Source organism: Kitasatospora sp. NPDC052896 (assembly GCF_044547075.1).
Lineage (GTDB): Bacteria > Actinomycetota > Actinomycetes > Streptomycetales > Streptomycetaceae > Kitasatospora.
This window is the reverse complement of the sequence record NZ_JBITZU010000035.1, coordinates 38,100-61,325: the sequence shown is the minus strand read 5'-3', so window position 1 is coordinate 61,325 and position 23,226 is coordinate 38,100. Positions and strand designations below refer to the sequence as shown.

General features: G+C 73.3%; 15 protein-coding genes, 1 tRNA gene and 1 pseudogene. 9 read left to right on the top strand and 8 right to left on the bottom strand.

Annotated elements, in window-relative coordinates; translation table 11 throughout:
* Window positions 1-236 precede the first annotated feature (236 nt).
* The 3 genes from ACIGXM_RS35065 to ACIGXM_RS35055 all read left to right on the top strand — a co-directional run bounded on the left by ACIGXM_RS35065 (window position 237) and on the right by ACIGXM_RS35055 (window position 6,131).
* The gene (locus ACIGXM_RS35065; protein ID WP_396568163.1) at window positions 237-977 is read left to right on the top strand and encodes a hypothetical protein; all 741 of its coding nucleotides are present in this window, start codon (window positions 237-239) and stop codon (window positions 975-977) included.
* A gap of 162 nt (window positions 978-1,139) precedes the next feature.
* Window positions 1,140-2,762 (top strand): FAD-binding oxidoreductase, encoded by a 1,623-nt coding sequence (locus tag ACIGXM_RS35060; RefSeq protein WP_396568162.1) that lies wholly within the window; start codon window positions 1,140-1,142, stop codon window positions 2,760-2,762.
* A gap of 132 nt (window positions 2,763-2,894) precedes the next feature.
* A complete protein-coding gene (locus ACIGXM_RS35055; protein WP_396568161.1) occupies window positions 2,895-6,131 on the top strand; it encodes a bifunctional cytochrome P450/NADPH--P450 reductase in 3,237 nt (1,078 codons plus the stop codon).
* Window positions 6,132-6,149: 18 nt separating this feature from the next.
* Here ACIGXM_RS35055 and ACIGXM_RS35050 read toward each other — a convergent pair whose 3' ends face one another.
* Window positions 6,150-8,789, bottom strand: coding sequence for a SpoIIE family protein phosphatase (locus ACIGXM_RS35050; protein WP_396568166.1), 2,640 nt, complete (start codon window positions 8,787-8,789; stop codon window positions 6,150-6,152).
* A gap of 101 nt (window positions 8,790-8,890) precedes the next feature.
* Window positions 8,891-9,448: a SpoIIE family protein phosphatase gene (locus tag ACIGXM_RS35045; protein WP_396568160.1), complete on the bottom strand. Its 558-nt coding sequence runs from the start codon at window positions 9,446-9,448 to the stop codon at window positions 8,891-8,893.
* On the opposite strand from ACIGXM_RS35045, the gene ACIGXM_RS35040 reads away from it, so the two are divergent.
* The 4 genes from ACIGXM_RS35040 (at window position 9,398) to ACIGXM_RS35025 (ending at window position 13,035) form a co-directional block, all read left to right on the top strand.
* Window positions 9,398-10,321 (top strand): LysR family transcriptional regulator, encoded by a 924-nt coding sequence (locus ACIGXM_RS35040; RefSeq protein WP_396568159.1) that lies wholly within the window; start codon window positions 9,398-9,400, stop codon window positions 10,319-10,321. The two genes, ACIGXM_RS35045 and ACIGXM_RS35040, sit on opposite strands and share 51 nt — an antisense overlap.
* Window positions 10,322-10,455: 134 nt before the next feature.
* Complete coding sequence (gene dmpI, locus ACIGXM_RS35035) at window positions 10,456-10,638, top strand: 4-oxalocrotonate tautomerase DmpI (protein WP_396568158.1); 183 nt, start codon at window positions 10,456-10,458, stop codon at window positions 10,636-10,638.
* Between the two features lie 125 nt (window positions 10,639-10,763).
* Window positions 10,764-12,062, top strand: a complete 1,299-nt coding sequence (locus ACIGXM_RS35030) for an MFS transporter (RefSeq protein ID WP_396568157.1) — start codon at window positions 10,764-10,766, stop codon at window positions 12,060-12,062.
* 61 nt (window positions 12,063-12,123) lie between these two features.
* The gene (locus ACIGXM_RS35025; RefSeq protein ID WP_396568156.1) at window positions 12,124-13,035 is read left to right on the top strand and encodes an MBL fold metallo-hydrolase; all 912 of its coding nucleotides are present in this window, start codon (window positions 12,124-12,126) and stop codon (window positions 13,033-13,035) included.
* A gap of 163 nt (window positions 13,036-13,198) precedes the next feature.
* On the opposite strand, the pseudogene ACIGXM_RS35020 reads toward ACIGXM_RS35025, so the two are convergent.
* Both ACIGXM_RS35020 and ACIGXM_RS35015 read right to left on the bottom strand, forming a co-directional pair.
* Window positions 13,199-14,563: pseudogene (locus ACIGXM_RS35020) on the bottom strand (IS1380 family transposase).
* Between the two features lie 349 nt (window positions 14,564-14,912).
* Window positions 14,913-14,999, bottom strand: a tRNA-Leu gene (locus tag ACIGXM_RS35015).
* Between the two features lie 68 nt (window positions 15,000-15,067).
* Between ACIGXM_RS35015 and ACIGXM_RS35010 the strand changes: the two genes are divergently transcribed.
* A complete protein-coding gene (locus ACIGXM_RS35010; protein ID WP_396568155.1) occupies window positions 15,068-15,694 on the top strand; it encodes a hypothetical protein in 627 nt (208 codons plus the stop codon).
* Here the strand turns inward: ACIGXM_RS35010 and ACIGXM_RS35005 are convergent.
* The 4 genes from ACIGXM_RS35005 to ACIGXM_RS34990 form a co-directional block, all read right to left on the bottom strand.
* Window positions 15,658-16,794 carry a substrate-binding domain-containing protein gene (locus ACIGXM_RS35005; RefSeq protein ID WP_396568154.1) on the bottom strand — a complete coding sequence of 379 codons (1,137 nt, stop codon included), beginning with the start codon at window positions 16,792-16,794 and terminating at the stop codon, window positions 15,658-15,660. The two genes, ACIGXM_RS35010 and ACIGXM_RS35005, sit on opposite strands and share 37 nt — an antisense overlap.
* Window positions 16,791-17,801, bottom strand: coding sequence for an ABC transporter permease (locus tag ACIGXM_RS35000; RefSeq protein ID WP_396568153.1), 1,011 nt, complete (start codon window positions 17,799-17,801; stop codon window positions 16,791-16,793). The genes ACIGXM_RS35005 and ACIGXM_RS35000 overlap by 4 nt, the downstream gene beginning before the upstream one ends.
* Window positions 17,798-19,309 (bottom strand): sugar ABC transporter ATP-binding protein, encoded by a 1,512-nt coding sequence (locus ACIGXM_RS34995; RefSeq protein WP_396568152.1) that lies wholly within the window; start codon window positions 19,307-19,309, stop codon window positions 17,798-17,800. Before ACIGXM_RS34995 ends, ACIGXM_RS35000 begins: the two co-directional genes overlap by 4 nt.
* Before the next feature lie 109 nt (window positions 19,310-19,418).
* On the bottom strand, window positions 19,419-22,049 hold the full coding sequence (locus tag ACIGXM_RS34990; RefSeq protein ID WP_396568165.1) for a SpoIIE family protein phosphatase: 2,631 nt from the start codon (window positions 22,047-22,049) through the stop codon (window positions 19,419-19,421).
* Between the two features lie 256 nt (window positions 22,050-22,305).
* Here ACIGXM_RS34990 and ACIGXM_RS34985 point away from each other — a divergent pair, with 256 nt between their 5' ends.
* Window positions 22,306-23,223, top strand: a complete 918-nt coding sequence (locus ACIGXM_RS34985; RefSeq protein WP_396568151.1) for a cyclase family protein — start codon at window positions 22,306-22,308, stop codon at window positions 23,221-23,223.
* Window positions 23,224-23,226 lie beyond the last annotated feature (3 nt).

Here is a 23,226-nt window from a genome sequence, read left to right as displayed (position 1 = left end):
CCCCCCCCCCCCCCCCCCCCCCCCCCCCCCCCCCCCCCCCCCCCCCCCCGCGGCCCCCCCCCCCCCCCCCCCCCCCCCCCCCACGCCACCGCCCCTTCACGTCGTCCGGACCACGCCGGCCCGGGCCGCGCCGACGAACCGGTACGACTGATCGCCCAGGTGGGTGACTCCGTCCCCGATCAACCGGGAGCACGAGCCCTCCGCCGCTATAACGGGCCCGTCCTACTGATCGGCTGATGGGCTCTCCTGCCATGCTGAACGCCGCGCTGCGGGTCCTCGCCGTCGCCGCCCTCGCCACCGCCTCGCTGACCGTCGTCTCCCCCGCCCAGGCATCGCCGGACGGCCTCCCCCTCCCGCGGGCCATTGCCGGCCCCGACACCGGCCCCTGCGGACCGGTCGGCGAGTTCCGCCCACAGGACTGGTGGCGGACCACCACCACGGCGGCCATCTCCGACGAGGTCGACCACGCCGCGCTGACCGAGAACTGGCGGTGGCGCGAGGACACCAACTCCCTCTGGCGGGGTGACGCCCGGGAGGACGTGCGGCAGCTCTTCGAGAACGGCTTCACGCCCCGGGGCAGCAGCGTCACCCCGCTCTCCGAGTACGTCGTCAGGGGCGGCGGCCAGGACACCGCCCACCTCAGCACCAGCTGCGAGCGCTGGGTCGCCCAGAAGTCCGCCACCCGCGGCCCCGCGAGGACCGGCTGGGTCTACGAGATCGAGGCTCCCGGCGGGATCGACGTGAACGCCACCGCGCGGGTCGACGGCTACCGGTCGCCCTACCTGTGGAACAAGGAGATCGACTTCCCCGGCGGGATCGAGGGCCGGTACATCAAGCAGGCGTGCAAGTACCACCTGATCGACACGGACCCGGCGACGAAGATCAACAGCTACGAGAACCTCGGCTGTCGGACCAACCAGCACTTCCAGCCGGTCCGGACCGGCTACCAGCCGGCCGTGGCCGGCGCCTCGCGCTGAGAGGGCCACGCCTCCACCGTCCCGGCGGCCGCACCCCGCCGGGACGCTCCCCGCCCGCCACCGGCGGCGCGGATCACCCGCCTGCAACCGTGCCGCCCACCGCCGCGTCCTACAGCCGACACGACACCCGCTCGACCGGCGGACCACGAGGCGGAGCACCCCATGACCCACGGCACCACACCTACCCGAGCCGCGGCGGTGGACCGGCGCACCCTGCTGCGCCTCGGTGTGGGAGCCGCCGCCACGGCGGCGCTGACGGGCTGCGCCAGCCGCCCCGCGGCGGGCGCCGGCACCGCGTCCGGCACCCCGTCCGCCACCGCCCCCACGCCCTCGGCCACCGCCGCGGCCAGCACGGCGGCTCCCGCGGACTGGACCGCCCTGGCCAAGGACCTCCAGGGCACGGTGATCCGCCCCGGTGACGCTCAGTACCCGGCCGCCGCCCGCCTGTACCAGCCGCAGTTCGACGGAGCGCGACCGAGTGGGGTGGTCTACGTGGCGAGCGCGCAGGACGCGGCCACCGCGCTCACCTTCGCCCGTCGGTACGGCCTGCCGGTGGCCCTGCGCAGCGGCGGGCACAACTACGCCGGCTGGTCCACGGGCCCCGGTCTGGTGCTGGACGTCGGGCGGCTGAACGGGGTCACCGCCTCCGGCGGCGGCGCGACGGTGGGCGCCGGGGCCCGGCTGATCGACGTGTACGCCGGCCTGGCCGGCCAGGGCGTGGCGATACCCGCCGGGTCCTGCCCGAGCGTGGGGGTGACCGGGCTGACGCTGGGCGGTGGCGTCGGGGTGACCTCCCGGGCGTACGGGCTGACCTGCGACAACCTGACCGGCGCCGAGGTGGTCGGCGCGGACGGGCGGATCCTGCGGGCGGACGCGAGCAGCGAGCCGGACCTGTTCTGGGCGTTGCGCGGCGGGGGCGGCGGCAACTTCGGCGTGGTCACCTCGCTGGACTTCCGGACCCGGCCCGCCGTCGACTGCAGCTACGCCTTCCTCTCCTGGCCCTGGTCCTCGGCGGCGGCGGTGGTGCGGGCCTGGCAGGCCTGGGCGCCGACCGCGCCCGACCAGCTCTGGGCCGACCTGCACCTGCTGGCCTGGCCGGACGGCCGGCTGGAGCTGAGCAGCACCGCCGTCCATCTCGGCCCGGCGAACGAACTGGCCAACCTGATCGACCAGTTGGCCGTCCAGCCGAGCACCGCGCCGGTCCACACCAAATCCTTCCTGGAGACCATGCAGGTGATGGGCGGCGTGTCGGGCTGGACGCAGGCCGCCTCCCACCTGCCCGGCGCACTGCCCGGACAGAACCCGCAGGGCCGGCTGACCCGCGAGTCCTACGCGGCCCGCTCGGACTTCTTCACCCGGGCCATTTCCGACACCGGCATCGCGACACTGGTTGCCGGCATCGAACGCTACGCCCGCACCGCACCGCAGGGCGGCAGCGCGGCGGTGGCCTTCGACGCGCTGGGCGGCGCGGTGAACCGGGTAGCGCCCGGCGACACCGCCTTCGTCCACCGCAACGCGCTCTTCCTGGCCCAGTACACCGCCAACTACCCTGGTGCCGGCGCCGGTTCGGGCACCGGCGTGGACCAGTCGCAGAGTTGGCTGAGCGACGTGTGGACCGCCATGCGGCCGTACGCGAGCGGCGAGGCCTACCAGAACTACGTCGACCCTCGGCTGGCCTCCTGGGAGCAGGCGTACTACGGCGCGAACGCGACCCGGCTGCGCCAGGTCAAGCAGAGCTACGACCCCCACGGGCTCTTCCACTTCCCGCAGGCGATACCCGGCTGACCCGCTCCGCCGGCATCCGTGATGCGGCCCCCGCGGGGCAGGCGCATGCTCGGAGGAGACCCGAGGCGCGGATGGCCCGGTTGTGCCGGTGGACGGTCCGTGCCGAGGGGTGCGCCCCCTGGAGGACCTGCCATGGCGACACAGACCGCAGCCGATCTGATCCCGGGCCCACACGGGCTGCCGGTACTCGGCAACATCCGCGAACTCTCACAGGGCAACCCCATCGAGAACATGATGGAGCTGGCCCGGAGGTACGGCCCGATCTACCGCCTGCAGACCCCCGGCGGCGACCGCGTGATCATCTCCGGATTCGACCTGGTCGACGAGGTGTGCGACGACACCCGCTTCGACAAACTGGTCACCAGCGGCCTGGCGAACCTGCGCGGGTCGGGGATCAGCACGGGGCTGTTCACCGCCGACACCGACGACCCGCTCTGGCACCGGGCGCACAACATCCTGATGCCGCCGTTCAGCATGCAGGCGATGCGCGACTACCTACCGATGATGCTGGACCTGGCCGGACAGCTGATGGACAAGTGGGCCCGGCTCAACCCGGACGACGACGTCGACGTCGCCGCCGACATGACCCGGCTGACCCTGGACACCATCGCGCTGTGCGGCTTCGGCTACCGCTTCAACTCCTTCTACCGCGAGAAGCCGCACCCCTTCGTCAACGCGATGGTGCGCACCTTGCTGGAGTCGCAGAAGCGCTCCCGGCTCCCCGAGATCGCCAGCCACCTGCGGGTGGGCGCGCAGCACCGGTTCGAGCAGGACACCGCGTACATGAACGCGACAGTCGACCGGATCATCCAGGAGCGCCGCAGTGCCGGGGACACCGACACCCGGGACCTGCTCGGCTGCATGCTGACCGGCGTCGACCGGAAGTCGGGCGAGCGGTTGCCGGACGAGAACATCCGGGCCCAGTGCATCACCTTCCTGATCGCCGGCCACGAGACCACCAGTGGTCTGCTCTCCTTCGCCGTCAACTTCCTGCTGAAGCACCCCGAGGTGGCCGAACGCGCCCGGGCCGAGGTCGACGACGTGCTCGGCGACGACCCGAGCGTCCCGCCGAGCTACGAGCAGGTGCACCAGCTGACCTACGTCACCCAGGTCCTGGAGGAGACGCTGCGGCTGTGGCCGACCGCGCCCGCCTTCACCCGGTCGCCGTTCCAGGACACCGTGATCGGCGACCGCTACCCGGTCGCGCACGGTGTGCCGCTGACCGTCCTGACGCCCGCGCTCCACCGCGACGAGCAGGTCTGGGGCGCCGACGCCGAGGAGTTCAACCCGGACCACTTCGGCCCCGAGCGGCGGGCGAACATCCCGCCGAACGCCTTCAAGCCCTTCGGCACCGGCCAACGGGCTTGTATCGGTCGGCAGTTCGCGATGCAGGAGGCGCAGCTGGTACTCGGTATGCTGCTCCAGCGGTTCGAGCTGATCGACCAGTACCACTACCAGTTGAAGATCAAGCAGACCCTGACCATCAAGCCCGACGGGCTGACCATCCGGGTCAGGCCGCGGGCCGGCCGCACCCTCACCGCACCGCTGGCGGTGCCGGTCGCCGAGGCGCCGGCGGCGGAGACCGCCACCGCCCCGGTTCCCCGGGTGGCGAGCCACGGCACGCCGCTGATGGTGCTGTTCGGCTCCAACCTCGGCACCGCCGAGGGCATCGCCACCCAGCTGGCCCGGGAGGGCGTCGAACGCGGCTTCGCCGTCACGCTCGGCCCGCTGGACGACCACGTCGGCGAACTGCCGCACGAGGGCGCGCTCGTGGTGGTCAGCGCCTCCTACAACGGCACCCCACCCGACAACGCGGGCGAGTTCTGCGCCTGGCTGGACGCCGGCACGACTCCCTCGGACAGCTGCGCGGGCGTGCGCTACACGGTGTTCGGCTGCGGCCACAGCGACTGGGCGTCGACCTACCAGGCCGTGCCCACGATGATCGACTCGGGGCTGGCGGCGCACGGCGCGACCCGGATCCACCCCCGTGGGGAGGGCGACGCCAAGGGCGACTTCGACGGCCAGTACCGCACCTGGCACGCGGACCTGTGGCCCGCGCTCGCCCACGAGCTGGAGCTGCCGGACGAGGTGGGCGCGCCGACCAAGGCCGGTCCCCGGCTGGCGGTCTCGCTGACCAACAAGCGGGAGACCAACCCCGTCGTGGTCTCCTACCGCGCCCAGCCGGCCTTCGTCCAGGCCAACCGCGAGCTCCAGCGCCACAACGGCGAGCCCGGGCGCTCCACCCGGCACGTCGAGATCGCCCTGCCCGCCGGGGCGACCTACCAGGCCGGCGACCACCTCGGTGTGCTGCCGCGCAACGGCGCCGAGGTGATCTGGCGGGTGCTCCAGCGCTTCACCCTGGACGTCGGCACCTACGTCACCATCACCCCGGGGCCGGGCGTGCCGACGCATCTGCCCACCGGCGAGGCGGTGCCGCTGGCCGGCGTGCTGGCGAGCTGTGTGGAACTGCAGGACACCGCCACCCGCGCCGACCTGGAGGCGCTCGCCGCCCGCACCGAGGATCCCGCCCAGCGCGCGGAGTTGCTGGCGCTGACGGCCGACGACGAGGAGGGCCGTTCCAGGTTCCAGGAGCGAATCATCGTGCCGCACAAGTCCGTTCTCGACCTGCTCGAAGAACTCCCCTCCTGTGAGCTGTCGTTGGCCGAGTTCCTGGAGCTGCTCCCGCCGCTGCGGCCCCGCTACTACTCGATCTCCTCCTCGCCGCTGGTGTCACCGGACGTCTGCAGCATCACGGCCGGGGTGGTGGACGCACCCGCCCGGTCCGGACACGGCCAGTTCCACGGCGTCTGCTCCACCCACCTCAACGACAGCGGACCGGACAGCACGCTCTTCGCGTTCGTCCGCAAACCCACCATCCCGTTCCGCCCGTCCGAGAACCCGCACCTTCCGATGATCATGGTCGGCTGCGGCACCGGCCTGGCCCCCTTCCGCGGCTTCCTGCAGGAACGGGCCGTCCAGAAGCAGCAGGGCGCGCCCGTCGCGGAGTCGATGCTGTTCTTCGGCTGCCGCAACCCCGAACAGGACTTCCTCTACGAGGACGAGCTGCGCGGGTTCCAGGACGCCGGGATCGTCCGGCTGTACCCCGCCTTCTCCCGGGAACCCGGCAAGCCCAGGACCTACGTCCAGCAGGTGATCGCCCAGCACGAGGACGAGATCTGGCAACTCCTGCGGCAGGACGCGGTGATCTTCGTCTGCGGCGACGCGACCTCGATGGCGCCGGCCGTCCGACAGGCCTTCGCCGAGGTCTTCAGCCACAAGACCGGCACCACCGCGTCCGACGCCGAGGCCTGGCTCGCCGGGCTGCGCCAGTCCAACCGCTACCTGGAGGACATCTGGGGTGGCGGCTGAGCCCCCGACACCCCGCGGTCACGGCAGCTCGGGCAGCGGCTGCTCGGTCCAGATGACCTTGCCCCGCGGGGTGTAGCGGGTGCCCCAGCGCTCGGCGAGCTGGGCGATCAGGAAGAGGCCGCGCCCGCCCTCGTCCTCGTCGGCCGCGTAACGCAGGTGCGGCGAGGTGCTGCTGGTGTCGGAGACCTCGCAGACCAGCGTGCGGTCGTACAGCAGACGGACCCGGATCGGTCCGCTGGCGTAGCGGATGGCGTTGGTGATCAGCTCGCTGAGCATCAGCTCGGTGGTGAAGACCGTCTCCTCCAGCCCCCAGAGCGTGAGCCGCCGGGCGATCTCGGCCCGGGCCCCGGAGACCGCCGAGGGGTCGGAGGGGACCTCCCACTCGGCGATCCGGTCGGGGGCCAGCAGTCGGGTGCGGGCGACCAGCAAGGCGATGTCGTCGTTCTGGCGGTCCGGCAGCAGCGCGCCGAGCACGGCCTCACAGGTCTCCTGCGGGGACCGGGCGGCGGACGCCAGCGTGCCGGTGAGGATCTCCAGCCCGGTGCCGATGTCGTGGGTGCGGTCCTCGACCAGGCCGTCGGTGTACAGCACCAGGCTGCTGCCCTCGGGCAGCCGGAGTTCGGTGGCTTCGAAGGGCAGACTGCCCAGGCCGAGCGGCGGGCCGGCCGGCAGCTCGAGGAACTCCACGGTGCCCTCGGGACGGACCAGTGCGGGCAGCGGGTGGCCGGCCCGGGCGAGCGTGCAGCCGCCGGTGGTGGGGTCGTAGACCGCGTACAGGCAGCTGGCGCCGGTGATCGCGGCCTCCCCGTCCCCGTCGGCCGCCTCCTGGTCGATCCGGCTCACCAGCTCGTCCAGGTGGCTGAGGAGCTCGTCCGGCGGCAGGTCGAGGGTGGCGAAGTTCTGCACCGCCGTCCGCAGCCGGCCCATGGTGGCGGCGGCGTGCAGGCCGTGGCCGACCACGTCGCCGACCACCAGCGCCACCCGGGCGCCCGACAGCGGGATGACGTCGAACCAGTCCCCGCCGACCCCCGCCTGTGCGGGCAGGTAGCGGAAGGCGATGTCCAGGGCGTTCTGCTCCGGCAGGCCGCGCGGCAGCAGGCTGTGCTGCAGGGTCACCACCATGGCGTGCTCGCGGGTGAACCGGCGGGCGTTGTCGATGCAGACCGCGGCGCGGGCCGCCAGCTCCTCGGCCACCGACCGGTCGTCCTCCTCGAACGGGGCGTTCCCCCGGGTCCGCCAGAAGTTGGCGATGCCCATCAGCACGCCCCGGGCCTTCAACGGCACGGTGATCAGCGAGTGGAACCCGAAGTCCAGCACCGCCGCGGTGCTGGCCGCGTCCTGCGTCCGCCAGCCGGCGTCGGACCCCAGATCGGAGACCAGCACGGGGTGCCCGCTGACGAAGCCCGCGACCTGCGGGGTGGGCGCGGGGAAGACCACCACCTCCCCCTGCCGGTACAGCGGGGAGTCCTCACGGATCCCGGTGACCGCCACCCGGCGCAACACGGTCGTGCCGCTCTCCGCCGCCGCCGGTGGCTCCTCACCGCGCAGCACCGACTCGATCAGGTCGACCGAGGCGTAGTCGGCGAACCGGGGTGTGGCCACCCGGGTGAGTTCCTGCGCGGTGCGCCGGATGTCGAGGGTGGTGCCGATCGCCACGCTCGCCTCGTACAACAGCCGCAGCCGGCCCTGCGCGACCTCGGCCTTTCCGGCCAGGGCGGTCAGTTCGGTGGAGTCCCGCAGGGTGGCCACGCTGCCGGCCGAACCGTCGCCCGTGCGGTCGGTGGGACGCTTGTTCACCGCCACCAGGCGCTCCCCGACCGGCACGACCTCGTCGGTGGCGACTTGATGGCTCGCCAGCAGCCCGGTCATCCGGGGGTCGAGGCCGAGCTCGGTGACGGCCCGGCCCTCCACCTCCGCGGGCAGGTCGAGCAGCCGGCGCGCCTCGTCGTTGGCGAGCAGCACCCGCCCGTCGCCGTCGACGATCACCACGCCCTCGCGCACCGCGTGCAGCACCGCGTCGTGGTGCTCGTACATCCGGGTCATCTCGGCCGGCCCGAGGCCCCGGGTCTGCCGCCGCAGCCGCCGGCCCGCCAGCGCCGTGCCGCCCATCGCCAAGGCGAGCGCGGCGGCGCCGGCCCCCAGCAGCAACGGCAACTGACGGTCGACCGCGCTGCTCACCTCGCTCAGCTCGAGTCCGGCCGCCACCAGGCCGACCACCGAGCCGCTCGGGTCCCGCACCGGGACGACGGCCTGGACCTCCTCACCGAGCGGGCCCCGGATGCTCTCGATGGTGACCCGGCCCCGCAGGGACGGGCCGATCGTCCCGACGAACGGCTTCCCGATCAGCTCCGGGGTGGGATAGGTGTAGCGGATGCCGTCCGGGTTGGCCACCACCACGAAGTCGACCCCGCCCTCCTGGCGGGCGGCCTCGGCCAGCGGCTGGAGCACCGCGGTCGGGTCCGGGCCGCGCAGTGCGGCCACCAGGCCCGGTGCGTGCGCGAAGGCCCCGGCGGCGGCCAGCGAACGGCCGCGCGCCGCGTCGAACCGGTCGGCCCGCGCCTGGAGCACCAGCGTGGCCACCGCGGCCACCACCAGCAGCAGCACGATCAGCACCTGCACCAGGAGCATCTGGCCGGCGACACTGCGCACGCTCGCCACCGGGCGTGCGGCGGAGCGTGACGGTCGCCGCTCACTGCGGCCGCCCGAGCGACGCCAGGGCAGCCAGGAGGAGCGGCCGGTGTCTCGGGCCATACCCATGTCTAACCCGCCCCCGCCACGACCGCGCCGCACCACGCCGGTGAGCTCGCGGACCGCCCGGCCGGGGCGCCGCGACCGGGAGCAGCCCGCCCGCTGAAAGACCGAGGCTGGACCGCCGCGGCTGGCGTCAGAGGCGCCCAGTCGCGCGACGAGGAGTGCTGCGTCGTCTGGGGAGCTGGCCGGGTGGGCTGCCATGAGGGCGTCACAGACCTCGTCCAGGGGTGCGCTCGGGTCGTGGACGGCGTAGCCGAGGAGTTCGATGCCTGGCCGAGGTCGAGTACTGCGTCTGGGTCTTCGATCATCCCGTCCGTGTAGAACACCAGCGGGCTCCTGGGCGGGATGGGGTGCCGTGTGTCGGTGTACACCTGATGCGGATGCATGCCGACGGGCGGGCCGGGCTCGCGTGTAGCGATCCCATCGCCCTGCCAACGTCCGAGGTGAGCGGTCGGACCGGGGCGCTGGTGTTTGCCGTAGCCTGGCGGTGCCCTGCTCCCGATTCGGTTGAGGTCATGGAACTTCGTCAGTTGCGGTACTTCGTGGCGGTGGCGGAGGAGTTGCACTTCGGTCGTGCAGCCGAGCGGTTGATGATCGTGCAGTCGGCCGTCAGCCAGCAGATCGGCCGGCTGGAGCGTGAGCTGGGCGTCGAGTTGTTCGACCGCTCGGCGCGCCGCGTGCGGCTGAGTGCGGCGGGAGCGGCGTTCCTGCCCGGCGCCCGTGAGGTGTTGGCGGCCGGACAGCGGGCCCTGGACCTGGTCGGCGGTTTCGTCGCCGCGCGCGAGACCGTGCTGCGCGTCGGGACGAGCCGGGGGATGGGCGTGCGGTTGGAGCGGGTGCTGGAGGCACTGGAGCGAAGCGCGCCCGGCGCCCGAGTGGAGTTGGCGTCGGCGGCGCCGGAGGAGCGCCTGCGGCGGGTCGCGGACCGGGAGTGGGACGCGGCCTTCGTGCGCGGGGAGGTGGCGACGCCGCAAGGCGTGCGGCAGATCCCGGTGTGGCAGGAGGAACTCGTGGTCGCCCTGCCGGCCCGCCACCCGCTGGCCGGGGCGGACGCGGTCGACCTCGCCCAGCTCTCGGAGCTACCGCTCTACCTGGCGGCTCGTCGGAGCAATGCGCCGTTGGTCGATCTGGTCGTGGGTGCCTGCCGGGACGCCGGGTTCGAGCCCGTGCCCGGACCACCGCACAGCTCACTCCAGGACACCCTCGCGGCGCTGGGCGCGGGTGTCGCCGGTTGGACGGTGGTGTACGCGGTGCACGCCCGCCAGTTGCGCGGCAGTCGGGTGGCCTTCCTGCCGGTGCGTTCCCCGGGCCGGGCGCGCGGCGCCGAGGCGGTGCTCTCCCTGCCCACCGTGTTGGCGGTGCACAGCGCCGCCCCCGAGCGCGTGCGCTTCCTGCTGGAGGCCTGTCGGGAGGCGGCACGCGACGATCGCGATTCGTGATCGTCGCGAACTCGAAGTGCTGCTGGGTCGCGAGCTTCAACCGGAGTGAACTGGACACCAGTGGTCACCACCGCCGATGCGGCCGGTACCGCCGACCTCCGATGCACTCGATCCGGCGTTCCAGGAGCAGATCCATGCCCGTCGTCACCGTTCAGCAGGGCCCTCGCGGCAGTGAGCTCACGCGAGCACTCGTGGCGCGCATCACCGACGCGTTCGTCGACGTGTACAAGATCCCGGCGGACACCGTCCAGGTGTGGGTCCACGAAGTGCCGCCGGACAGTTGGGGCGTCGGCGGCAGGCTCAAGGCTGACCGATAGGGCGGGGCAGTGCCGTGACGGTTCCCAACTCGATCCACGACTCAGCGAGCTCCGCACCCGTGCGGCGCTCCACGCAGCGAGCGGCGAACCTCCCCGCCCAGCAGCCTTCGCACAGGCGGACGACGGTGCAGTTCGCGGGCATCGCGGCCGGCAACTTCCTGATCACCGTGGACGCGACGATCCTCAACGTGGCGCTGCCCGATCTGCAGCACGACCTGCACGCGCCCGCGGTGGCGTTGCCGTGGGTGGTCGACGCCTACACCGTGGTACTCGCCGGACTGATGCTGGCCTCGGGCGCGATCGCCGACCGATGGGGCCCGCGCCGGGTGTACCAAGCGGCACTGGCCGGGTTCGCGCTGTTCTCACTGCTGTGCGCGACCGCGCCGAGCGCGGGCGTACTCATCGCGGGCCGCGCCCTGCTCGGCATACCCGCCGCCGGGCTGGTACCGGCCGCGATGGCGCTGCTGGCCGCCCTGTACCCGCAGTCGGACCAACGGGCCCGCAGGATCGGCACGCTGATCGCCATCACCGGCCTCGGAATCGCCTCCGGCCCCGTGCTCGGCGGCGCGCTGGTGGCGGCCGGCGGCTGGCGGCTGGTGTTCCTGGTCAACCCGCCGGTCGCGCTGCTCGCCCTGCTGGCCTCGCGCCGGCTGAGCGGCCACCGGACCGGCTCGGCCATGCCGATCGACCGGACCGGACTCCTGCTGTCCATCGCCGGGCTGACCGCCCTCACCTTCGGCCTGGTCGACGCCGGAACCGGCGGCTGGCTGCGCCCGTCGCCACTGACGGCACTGCTGGTCGCGGCTGCCGCGTTCGCTGTCCTCCCGGTGGCGCAACGCCGTGCAGCCGCCCCGCTGCTGCCACCCGCACTGCTGGCGCTGCCCCGGGTCCGCATCGACCTCCTGGTCGCGTTGATGTCCCAACTGGTCTACTACGGACTGCTGTTCACCCTGTCACAGTGGATGGTCAACGCCCGGGGGATGCCGGCGCTCCAGGCGGGACTGGCGTTCCTGCCGATGACCGCGCCGATCGCCGTCGTCCCGATGGTCACCGGACGGCTGGTGGCCCGGCTCGGGGCCCGACCGCTGATGCTGGCCGGAATGACGCTGGACCTGCTGGGCGGCCTGCTGCTCGGCTTCGGCGGCAGCTCACTGTGGGTGATCTTCGCCGTGGAGCTCCTGATCGGCACCGGCGGCCCGCTGGCGACCCCCGCCTACATCGCGGACATGTCCAGCGCCGTCCCACTGGAGCTGGCGGCGACCGGCCAAGGAGCCCTGAACGCCGCCCGCCAGACCGGCACCGCACTCGGCGTGGCGATCTTCGGCACCCTCGCCACCCTGTCCGCGACCGGAACAGTCCTCACCGTCGGCGCCGCCCTCACACTCGCCGCCATCGGCCTCACCAACCGGCCGGCGCCACGCTGATGCCACGTCGGACCGACACCGACCGAACGCACCTTCACCTCCACCCATCAGGAGAGCGACCATGACCAACACCACGACGGAACAGGGCACGGGCCGGACACAGATGGCCGAGCGACTGCGGCGACCGTCGATGACACGATCACTCCGACTCGGCGACACGAAAGTGACCTACGTACCGGACGGGGCCGTGGAACTCAGCGCGCGCGGCTGGTTCCCCCACAGCACGGACGAGGACTGGGCCGCCCACCCCGAGTACCTCGACGACTCCGGCGACCTGGCGGCGGGCATCGGCGCACTGCTGGTGGAACACGGCGACCGTGCACTGCTGATCGACACGGGCTTCGGCCCGCAGTCGATTCCGGCCCAGCCGGGCAATCCGCGCGGAGCCATTCACGGCGGTGCGCTGCTCGACAACCTGGCCGCACTGGGCCGCCCACCGGCCACGATCGAGGCCGTCGCCATCACCCACCTGCACCTCGACCACATCGGCTGGGCCTGGAACCCAGCCCCGGACCGCGACCTGCCCGCGTTCGCCGGCCGCGACCTCCTGATCGCCGCACCCGAATGGGCACACCGCCACCTCCTGGCAACACGCGGCATCACCGACGAGATTCTCCAGATCATGGCACCGCAGGTGCGCACCGTCATCGACGGCGAGGAGATCTTCCCCGGCGTGCGCATGCTGCTCACCCCCGGTCACACCGCCGGGCACGCGTCCTACGTCATCACCGGGGGCGGCGAGCGGCTGATCGCCTTCGGCGACGCCATGCACTCGTCGATCCAGGTGGACCACCCCGAATGGTCGGCCGCCGCCGACCTCGACCCCGACCGGGCCGCGCAGGAACGCCGGCGCCTGGTCGCCGAGTTGGCCCGGCCAGGCACGATCGGATTCGGCGTCCATTTCGCGGATGTGGTGTTCGGCCGAGTCCACCTGGACGGAAACGGACCCGCCTGGCGAGCCGTCGCCGACTAGCCTCGATCTTTCATGACGGCCCGTCGGTTCATCCGACGGGCCTTTTCGACTTGCTCGGGCGGTGGTGGGCAGGCCAGTGGCCCGGCTGATGCGCCGGACGGGCACCGGGTTCCACGGCTCCGGAAGTGGTCGAGTACTCGTCGGGATAGGGAAAAGCCACTGGTCAGCCGGGGTTTGGCAGTGCCTGAAGGCGCTCGAAGGCGCTGGTGATCAGATCGGTCCAGGGCCGGTGGCGGGCCAGGCGGAGGTGGCGGCGGCGGCCGGTGGTGACGAGCTGGGCGGCGGCGGAGAACATCCTCAGCCGCAGGCGCTTGGGTTCCCAACGGCGGGCGTCGCCGGTCAGGGCGAGCATGGGCATCCAGGCGAGCAGGTCGAGCGCGAGCTGGACGATCTCCAGCCAGATCTGGTTCTGGGAGGCGTCGTGGAGGGGGAGGTTGCGCAGGCCTGTGTCGCGGGCGGCACGGATCCGGTCCTCGGCGCGGGCCCGCTGGCGGTGCCGCAGCTCCAACTGGGCGATTGGGGCGTGGGTGGTGTTGGTGGCGAAGCAGGTCAGTCGCATGCCGTCGGTGTCGGTGAAGCGCAACTGGGCTCCGGGGTGCGGCTGTTCCTTGCGGACGATCAGCCGCTTGCCTTTCGGCCAGCCCTTGAGGACATTGCCGTCGAGCTCGGCGGCCCAGGCGCCGTCGCGGACCCTGCCGTCTGGCTCGATGGCCGGGGTCCAAGCCGAGGCCGGGATGCGGAGCACGGCCTGGTGGATGGCGTTGGTGATGGTCACCCGACCGAGTACGACAGCCATCGGCCACGTGCGGTGAGCCACTTGAGGAAGTCATGGGTGCCGCCGGCGGAGTCGGCGCGGATCAAGGTACGGCGTCCACGCCAGTACTTCTTCGGTAGCTGGGCCAGCAGCGTCCGGGCCGCTTCGATGTGGTCGGCGGCAGTGTTGCTGCCCGCGTTCCCCGGCCGCAGCAGCCCGGCAACCGGTTCCCCGGACCCGCCCGGGCCGTGGTCGACGAACGCGAACAGCGGATGATGGCCGAACGTCTTCTTCCAGGTCTTGGCCGCGTCCTGCTTCTCGGAGTGCGCGAGGACCAGCACGCCGTCGATGTCCACGATCACCTCGCCGCCCGTGTCCGGGGCCGCCTCGCCGGCCAACCGCCAGACCCGCTCACGGACTTCGGCCCGCGCCCGCCGGATCGCCGCGAGTGCACGAGGTCCGGCCGAGGCCAGGGTGTCGACCAGGCGCGAGACGGTCGGGTCGGAGGCCACCGGCCCGACCACGGCAGGCTCGGCCCGCAGCATCGCGACATCGGCCAGGCAGTCCCCGCCCAGGGCCACCGCGAGCGCGACATCCAGCAGGACCTTGCCCGGATCATGGACCGCCCGCGCCTTGCGCCACGGCGCCAGTGCCGCCGATATCGCCGCGTCCAGCCCTGTCTTGCGGGCGGTCTCGACCAGCAGCACGGCGCCGGACTGCGAGACCACCGCCCTCGACACGGACACGCGGGTACGACCCGCTACGCTTCTTCACCTGAGGAGTGCAGCTTTCTTGACGACGACCAGGACCCTAGACAAGTCCCATCGTCCCAGGTGAGAGGCACTCTCATTCTTTTGATCACGCCTCGGACAGCCCCGCTCGTGAAAGCACGAGGCTAACCGTCCCCGTCTCGTGTCGTTCGTCTGGCACGCGCACAAGGGCTACCTGCCCGACATCCCTGAGGGCGGCTGATCCACTCCACCTCCCGAACCCCACCCGAGCAGCACAAACAGATCCGGCCCCCTGCAAAGCCGCAGGGGGCCGGATCACGTTCTGCAATGCAATAGGGCCGGTCAAACCGACATACTGTCGGTTTGACCGGCCCTATTCGGTCGGTTGACCGTGGTGCGCGAGGGGGGAGTTGAACCCCCACGCCCTTTCGGGCACTGGAACCTGAATCCAGCGCGTCTGCCTATTCCGCCACCCGCGCAGGTGATGTCGTACATACTAGCCGATCTTCCGGCCCACTCCGCACCACCCGGGGGCTAGCCTGGGCGGATGGCCGTTCACGGGTTCGCGACCACCGACTTCCAGCTTGTGCTGCTGCGGCGGATGGCCGACTTCCAGCCCGGGCTGGTCGAGGAGGCGGTGCGCCGGCTCGGGGCGTCCCGGGCCCGGTTGCGGGAGGCGAACAAGCGGTGGCAGGCGATGATCCGCTCGCCGCGGTTCCCGCGTGGGGCACGCCGCTACGTCGCGGTGCTCGGAGCCGCGGAGGCGGTGCTCCCACGCCGGATCGGTGACCTCGACTGCACGGCGCAGCAGTGGACGCTGCCGCTCTGGCCCGAACTGCGCTTCGAGGTGCTGCTCGGGCCCGCGGAGGCCGGCGAGCCGGTCTGGAACGAGTGGCTGGTGCGTGCCGCCGACAGCCCGCCGCCCAGCCTGCGGACGCTCGCCGACCTGCGCCCGTGGAGCTGCGTGGTCTCGGACGTCGCCGCGGCCTTCCCGCCCGCCGTGCCGCGTGAGGGGAGCGCGCCGACGCGGTGGCAGCTCGACTTCACCGCCCCCGACCCGGCCGGCGTACCGCGCTCCTGCACCGCCGACTTCACCTGGGGGCTGTTGCAGGAGGTCCGGATCGCCGACGAACGCGATCAGCGGCCCCAGATCCTCCGGTACCCCTCGCGGTAGCCGACGGGGTTCCAGGCGGTGGCGCCGGCGCTGTTGGCGGCCGTGGCGACGTGGACCGGGGCGACGTAGCCGCTGGCGGGGGCGCCGGAGAAGGCCCGGTTGAACTCGTCGACGATCTGCCAGCCCTGCGCGGAGAGCGGCTCGGGAACGGTGGCGGCCTGGAACTGCCCGCTGTTGATGCGCTGGAAGGCCGAGGGATCGCCGTCACCCGCGCCGATGTTGAACGGGACGCCGTCGCCCTGCCGGCCGGCCGCGCGCAGGGCCGGTGCGGCGTCGGCGAAGTACAGGTCGTTGACGGCGACGGAGTACGTCCACCGGCCCTGCAGGCGGGCGATGAGCGAGGAGACCTCCTGGGGCACTCGGCTGCTCGCGTCCGGGATCGGGATGTCCTCGTAGGCCAGCAGCTTCACGCCGGGGCAACTGGCGAGCTGGTTCCTGATCAGGTCGGACTTGTCCTTGGCGAACGGGATCGAGTCATCGCTGAAGACGACGACTCCGGCGTTGCCGTTGGACTCCGCGATGACCCAGTCCGCGCTGATCCGCGCGACGTCCCCGACGTTGGTGGTGATGTTGCTGAAGAGCGGCGGGCTGCTGCTCGGGCCGGGCGCGGCGACCGCGTGCCAGCCGATCAGCGGGATGTGCGCCGCGCCGGCCAGCGCCACCTGTTGCGCGGTCAGGGCGGGGTCGAAGCCGCCGATCACGATGCCCGCGGGCCGGAGGGCGACCGCCTGGCCGAAGGCCGCCTGGATGCCGACCGGCGTGCCCTGACCGTCGATCACCCGCAGGCTCCAGCCGATCACCTTCGCGGCCTCGCCGACGCCCTTGGCGACGCCCGCGACGCCGGGGTTGGTCATGGTCTCGGCGACGTAGACGACGGTCCGGTGGGAGACCGCCGGGGGCCCGGTGGTCGGGCCGTTCCAGGCGCTGTCGGCCTGCTCCGCCCGCTGGGCGTCCGCCTTGGCCTTGGCGAGCGTGGCCGGGCAACCGGCACCCGACGGCCCAGCGGCAAAGGGCCCGCCGCCGGTCGACACGCCGCGCTGGCAGCCGGCGACGGCGACCACGGCCGCCAGCAGGGCCACGACCCCCGGGGCACGACTCATCGCACCTCCCGGGGGGCGGCGCCGGCGCGCAGCCGGCGGCGCGCGGAGTAGCCGGCCAGGCCCACGGCGATCAGCAGGGCCGCACCGTTGAACAGCGGGATCGCCCAGAACTGGGCGCCGAGCTGGCCGATACCGGCCAGACCGACGGCGAGCACGGCGACGGCGACCAGGGTGCCCAGCGCGTTGGCCCGCCCGGGCCTGATCGCCGTGGAGCCGAGCAGCGCTCCGACGAAGGCGGGCAGCAGGTACTCCAGGCCCACGCTCGGATTGCCGATCTGCTGTTGTGCGGCGAGCAGGACGCCCGCGCAGCCGACCACCAGGCCCGAACCGGCGAAGGCGTAGACGCTGTACCGGCGGGTGGGGATGCCGACGAGTTCGGCGGCCCGGACGTTGGAGCCGATGACGTACAGGCACCGGCCGAACGGCAGTCGTTCCAGCAGCAGCCACAGGGCGGCGGCCAGCACGAGCACGTAGGAGGCGGAGACCGGCAGGCCGAGGAACGTGGAGTCGTAGAGGTCGGTGAAGGCCGCCGGCAGGCCGCCGGGACCGGGGACGATCCGGGCGCCGCCGGTGATCCAGCCGGTGAAGGCGTACAGGATGCTGCCGGTGCCGAGGGTGGCGATGAAGGAGTCGATCTGTCCGAACTCGACGACCAGACCGTTGAGCACCCCGAAGGCCGCCCCGCCGACGACCACCACCAGGCAGGCGAGCGGCCAGGGCCAGCCGCCGTTGACGATCAGTTGCAGCGTCATGACGTGGGCGAGGCCGAGGCCGTAGCCGATGGACAGGTCGAACTTGCCGGTGACGATCGGGAGCGTGGCGCCCAGCGCGAGGAGCGCGGGGATCGACTGGTTGGACAGGATCGCGGAGATGTTGTCGAGGGTGGGAAAGGTGTCCGGCAGGGTGACGGAGAAGATCAGGAACAGCAGGGCGGCGAGGGCGGGCAGGCCGTAGACACCGATCAGGTGGTGGCCGCGCGGGGATCGGCGGGCGGGCGAACCGGTCATCGGTCCGTCGCGGTTCCGGTGACGGGGGGCGTCGCCGACGCGGCGCGGGTGAGTTCGGTGACGGTGAGGGCCGCGCCGGCCAGCTCGGCGGTCACCGTGCCGCGGACGAACACCAGGGCACGGTGGCACACGGTGGCGACCTCCTCGAAGTCGGTGGAGCTGAGCAGGACCGCGAGGCCGGCGCCGAGCGCCTCGTCGAGCAGGCGGTGGACCTCGGCCTTGGCACCGACGTCCACGCCGGCGGTCGGCTCCTCCAGGACCAGCAACCGCCCGCTCGCCCGGAGCCCCCGCCCCACCATGACCTTCTGCTGGTTGCCGCCGGACAGGGTGGCGATCGGCGCCTCGCCGTCCCGGGGGCGCACCCCGAACCGCTCGATCAGGGCGGCGGCCTCGGCGCGCTCGCGCCGGGGGCTGATCCAGTGGCCCGCCCGGGGGTTCGCCAGGATGTTCTCGCGGACCGTCAGTCCGTCCGCGCAGCCCTCCTGCTGACGGTTGCCGGTCACGAAGCCGACACCGGAGCGCACGGCCGCGGCGACCGTGCGCGGGGCGTACGGGCGGCCGTCGAGCCGGGCCCGACCGGCCAGGATCGGCCGGGCGCCGGCGAGCGCGCGGCCCAGGTCGAGGTGGCCGGCGCCGGTGAGGCCCACCGTGCCGAGGAGCTCGCCGGCCCGCAGCTCCAGGCTCACCGGCCCGGCGTTCCCGGTCCGCAGGCCGTCCAGGCTCAGCACCACCGGACCGTGCGCCGGCCGTCCGCCCGGGCGGGCGGCCGGTTCGCGGCCCACGATGTCGCGCACCAGGTGCCCGATGCGGTGACCGGCGAGCGGGCCGGAGCTGATCAGCCGGCCGTCGCGCAGCACGGCGAAGGTGTCGGCCACCCGGTACACCTCGTCGAGCCGGTGGGTGACGAAGACGATGCCGTGCCCCCGGTCGCGCAGGGCGTGCAGCACGTCGAAGAGCCGGGCGCAGTCCGCCGCGGGAAGGCTGGCGGTCGGCTCGTCCAGGACGATCAGCTCCGCCCGGGTCGCCAGCGCGCGGGCGATGGCGACCAGCGAGCGTTCGGCGGGCGCGAGGTCGGCGACCCGCGCGTCGGGGTCGAGGTGGCCGGCGACCGTGCCGAGGGCCTCGGCACAGCGCTCCCGGGCCCGCCGCCAGGAGATCAGCCCGCGCCGGCGCGGGTAGCCGGTGACCAGGGAGATGTTCTCGGCGACCGTCATCCACTCGACGAGGCCGAGGTCCTGGTGGATGAAGGCCATGGTCCGGGTGGCGGCTTCGGTGCCGAGCGGGTGCCCGGCCACCGTCACCTCCCCCGCGTCGGCGTGCTGGACCCCGGCGAGCGTCCTGATCAGGGTGGACTTCCCGGCGCCGTTCGGGCCGAGCAGGGCGAGCACGCTGCCGCGGTGGACGTCGAGGTCGACCCCGGCCAGCGCGGTGGTGCCGCCGAACCGCTTGCTGAGCCCGCGGACGCGGACCAGGGGAGCGCCGGCCGAGGTGTCGGGAGCGTCGCGCATCGACCTTCCCTCCAGGCTCGGCCGCCGAGTACTTCGCCGTTCCTACCAGCTGGGCCCCGGCGGCCGGGCCGCTGACACGCCATGGGTCCGCCGCGCGACCGGGGTCGGGTCATTCGACGACCGGGATCTCCATCGGGAAGCCCGCGGAGGTGCCGGGCAGGGCGCCGGGCGGCTCCAGGGCGCACTCGGCCCAGATCACCTTGCCGCGCGCGGTGTAGCGGGTGCCCCAGGCCTGGGCGAGCTGGGCGACCAGGAACAGGCCGCGGCCGCCCTCGTCGGTGGTGGTCGCGCGACGCAGGTGCGGGGCGGTGCTGCTGGCGTCGGCGACCTCGCAGATCAGGGTGCGGTCGTGGATCAGACGGACCTGGATGGGCTCGGTGCCGTACCGGATGGCGTTGGTGACCAGCTCGCTGAGCAGCAGTTCGACGGCGAAGGCGACCTCCTCCAGCCCCCAGGCGCTCAGCTGGCGGGTGGCGGCGGCCCGCACCTCGCAGACCCGGGCCGGGTCGGCCGGCAGGTCCCGGACGGCGATCCGGTCGGGGTCCAGGGCGCGGGTGCGGGCGGCGAGCAGCGTGACGTCGTCCACGGGGTGCGCGGGCACCACGGCCGCCAGCACCGCGCGGCAGGTCTCCTCGGGTGAACGGTCCGGGTGGGCCAGGGCGCGGCGCAGCCGGGCGAGCACGGTGTCGACGTCGCGGTGGTGGTCGTTGATCAGCCCGTCGGAGTAGAGGAACAGCTGGCTGCCGGCGGGGAGGTACAGCTCGGCGCATTCGAACGGGAGGCCGCCGAGGCCGAGCGGCGGGCCGGCGGGCAGGTCGGGGAAGGTCACCTCGCCGTCGGGGTGGACCACCGCGGGGGGCGGGTGGCCGGCGCGGGCCACGGTGCAGCGCTGCGAGGTCGGGTCGTAGACGGCGTACAGGCAGGTGGCGCCGATGATGCCGGAGCTGGGCTCGTCGCCGCCGCCCTCGCGGTCCAGACGCCCCACCAGGTTGTCCAGGTGGGTGAGGAGTTCGTCGGGGGCGAGGTCCAGCTCGCAGAAGTTGTGCACGGCGGTGCGCAGTCGGCCCATGGTGGCGGCGGCGTGCAGGCCGTGGCCGACCACGTCGCCGACCACCAGGGCGACCCGGGCGCCCGACAGCGGGATGACGTCGAACCAGTCGCCGCCCACCCCGGACTCGGCGGGCAGGTAGCGGTGGGCGACCTCGACGGCGTTCTGCTCGGGCAGGCCGCGCGGCAGCAGGCTGCGCTGCAACGCCAGCACCATGGTGTGTTCGCGGGTGTACCGGCGGGCGTTGTCGATGCAGATGGCGGCGCGGGTGGCCAGCTCCTGGGCGAGCGAGCGGTCGTCGTCCCCGAAGGGGGCGGGGTCCTGCGAGCGGTAGAAGCTGGCGATGCCCAGCACGACGCCGCGGGCCAGCAGCGGGACGGTGATCAGCGAGTGGACGTTGTGCGCGACCAGGAGCGCGCTCCGCTCGGGATCCTGGGCGAGCCAGCCGGCGGCGGCCTTCAGGTCGGGTTCCAGCACCGCCTGCCCGGTGGCCAGGCAGCGGAGCTGGGGCGTGGTGGGCAGCAGGTCGACCCGCTGGCCGACGGGGTAGAAGGCGCGCTCGTCGCGGATGCCGTGGACCACCGTGCGGTGCAGGTCGCCACCGGGGTCGGCGGGCTCCTCGCCGCGCAGCACCGCTCCGGGCAGGTCGATGGTGACGAAGTCCGCCAGCCGGGGGACGGCCATCTCGGCGAGCTCCCGGGCGGTGCGGCCGACGTCCAGGGTGGTGCCGATGGAGGTGCTGGCCTCGGACAGCAGCTCCAGGCGGCGACGGGCGGCGACGGCGTAGGTCCCGACTCCCGGCTCGCCCACCAACAGCAGACCGGGGGTCGCGGCGGGCACCCGGCGGCCGGGCGGCTCGCCGGTGGGGCCGGGGGCGACGACCTGCCGGGGCGGCGCGGCGCTGCGCAGGACCGCCTCGACGGCGACCCCCGCGACCCCGGACGGGCTGGTCATCGGCCGGCTCAGCAGGGTGATCCGCCGGCCGTGGGAGAGGCTCACCTCGACGGCCGCCCGCTGGCCCGAGGCGATCAGCTCGGTGGCCCGCTCCTTGAGGTGCAGCTGGTCACGCCAGTCCAGTCCGCTCCGGGTCAGCTCGTCCACCCAGATCAGCCGCCCGTCCCCGTTGGCCTCGGCGATCTCCGCGCGGGGCCGGGAGTCGAGGTAGGTCCGCAGCAGCGCGCGCTCGCGCGCCGAGCTCTCCTCCAGCAGCCGCCGCTCGATGGCGGCGGCGGCCCTGCCGAGCATGGTGTCCAGCTGGGCGTGCGCGTAGCTGCGCGGATAGCCGAAACAGAGGACACCCTCGATCCGCCCGCTGAGCGGATCGCGCACCGGAACCGCCGAGCAGGCGTTGGTCACCGAGCGCTCGGCGAAGTGTTCGGCGCCGTAGACGTGGCAGAGCCGCCGCTCGGCGAGCGCCAGACCGATGCCGTTGGTCCCCCCGAACCGCTCGGCGAAGACGAACCCCGGGACGCTCTGGATCGCGGCGAGCGACCTGACCATGGCCGCGTCACCGAAACGGCGCTGCAGCACCGCCCCGTCACCGTCCGCGAGGGCCACGTTCATCCGGCTGCCGGCGAACCGGGACTCCAGCCGGTCCAGCACGGGCCCGGCCGCGCGGACCAGGCGGCCGTCCAGGTCGAGATCCGGTCGGTAGGGCAGCTCGGCCTGGTCGGGGGAGAGCCCCAGCAGCATGCAGCGCCGCCAGGAACTCAGGATCAGACCGCGGACGCCCGCCTCGACCGTCTCACCGTGCAGGAACCGCTCGCGGACCCGTTCGGGGCCCACGCCCGACTCACCGGCACCTGTCACGATCGCCACAGCACTCACACTCCGCGAGCCGCACCCCTGAAGCCATACTAGGACCTAGCTCACAAAGCGGTTCTTACCACCCAATAGCCGACATCACCCCGGTCAGGCCGCGCCAATCCGACCGCCGGCGAGGAGCGCGATGAGCGGTTCGCCCAGCAACGGACCGGTGATGAGCCGTGTGGAGTTCGACGCGCTGTTCGACCGGCTGCGCCGCGATCGCCGCCCCGATCCGGTGGCGGGGGCACGGCTGGTGGCGGCGGCCGGGCTCGTCCGCACGGGTGAGGTGGTCGCGCTGGGACGCCCCTGGGACACCGTCCCGGGCCCCGACAACCGCAAGCCGGCGCTGCACCGGATGACCGCCGGGCTCGGCGAGGGCACGGACGCCGAGCCGACCGCGCACAAGGACTTCGTCGGGACCGACTACCACGGCAAGTCGCAGACGCACCTGGACGCGCTCTGCCACATCGCCTACCGCGGCCTGCTCTTCCCGGGGGTACCGGCTCGGGCGGCCGTCTCCGCGCGGGGCGCCGAGCACGGCGCGGTGACCGAGCTGCTGCCCGGGCTGGTCGGGCGGGGCGTCCTGCTGGACCTGGCGCGCCTGCGCGGCCGGGCCTGGCTGGAGCCGGGCGAGGCGGTCGACGGCCCCGAGCTGCTCCGCTGCGCCGAGGAGCAGGGCAGCCCGCTCGCGCCCGGGGACGTCGTCCTGCTGCGCACCGGCCACCTGGCCCGGCGGCGGCAGCTGGGTGCCTGGGACCCGGACGAGCTGAGCGCGGGGCTGCACCCCGGCGCGATGTCCGTGCTGCGCGACTCGGCCTGCTCGGCGCTGGGCAGCGACGGAGACAGCGACGTGCGCCCGAGCCCGGTGCCGGGCGTCCACTCGCCGATCCACGTGCTGGCGATCGCCGCGCTGGGGCTGCCGCTGCTCGACAACCTGGACCTGGAGGCGCTGGCCGAGGCCTGTGCGCGGGCCTCGCGCTGGGAGTTCCTCCTCGTCGCCGCACCGCTGAACATCCCCGGCGGCACCGGCTCCCCGGTCAATCCGCTCGCGATCCTCTGAACG

Coding starts and splice junctions, on each gene's coding strand:
- ACIGXM_RS34990 (WP_396568165.1), bottom strand. CDS start 22,049: ATGCTGCTGGGGCTCTCCCCCGACCAGGCCGAGCTGCCCTACCGACCG.
- ACIGXM_RS35005 (WP_396568154.1), bottom strand. CDS start 16,794: ATGAGTCGTGCCCCGGGGGTCGTGGCCCTGCTGGCGGCCGTGGTCGCC.
- ACIGXM_RS35010 (WP_396568155.1), top strand. CDS start 15,068: ATGGCCGTTCACGGGTTCGCGACCACCGACTTCCAGCTTGTGCTGCTG.
- ACIGXM_RS35025 (WP_396568156.1), top strand. CDS start 12,124: ATGACCAACACCACGACGGAACAGGGCACGGGCCGGACACAGATGGCC.
- ACIGXM_RS35040 (WP_396568159.1), top strand. CDS start 9,398: ATGGAACTTCGTCAGTTGCGGTACTTCGTGGCGGTGGCGGAGGAGTTG.
- ACIGXM_RS35060 (WP_396568162.1), top strand. CDS start 1,140: ATGACCCACGGCACCACACCTACCCGAGCCGCGGCGGTGGACCGGCGC.
- dmpI (WP_396568158.1), top strand. CDS start 10,456: ATGCCCGTCGTCACCGTTCAGCAGGGCCCTCGCGGCAGTGAGCTCACG.
- ACIGXM_RS35055 (WP_396568161.1), top strand. CDS start 2,895: ATGGCGACACAGACCGCAGCCGATCTGATCCCGGGCCCACACGGGCTG.
- ACIGXM_RS35000 (WP_396568153.1), bottom strand. CDS start 17,801: ATGACCGGTTCGCCCGCCCGCCGATCCCCGCGCGGCCACCACCTGATC.
- ACIGXM_RS35065 (WP_396568163.1), top strand. CDS start 237: ATGGGCTCTCCTGCCATGCTGAACGCCGCGCTGCGGGTCCTCGCCGTC.
- ACIGXM_RS34985 (WP_396568151.1), top strand. CDS start 22,306: ATGAGCGGTTCGCCCAGCAACGGACCGGTGATGAGCCGTGTGGAGTTC.
- ACIGXM_RS34995 (WP_396568152.1), bottom strand. CDS start 19,309: ATGCGCGACGCTCCCGACACCTCGGCCGGCGCTCCCCTGGTCCGCGTC.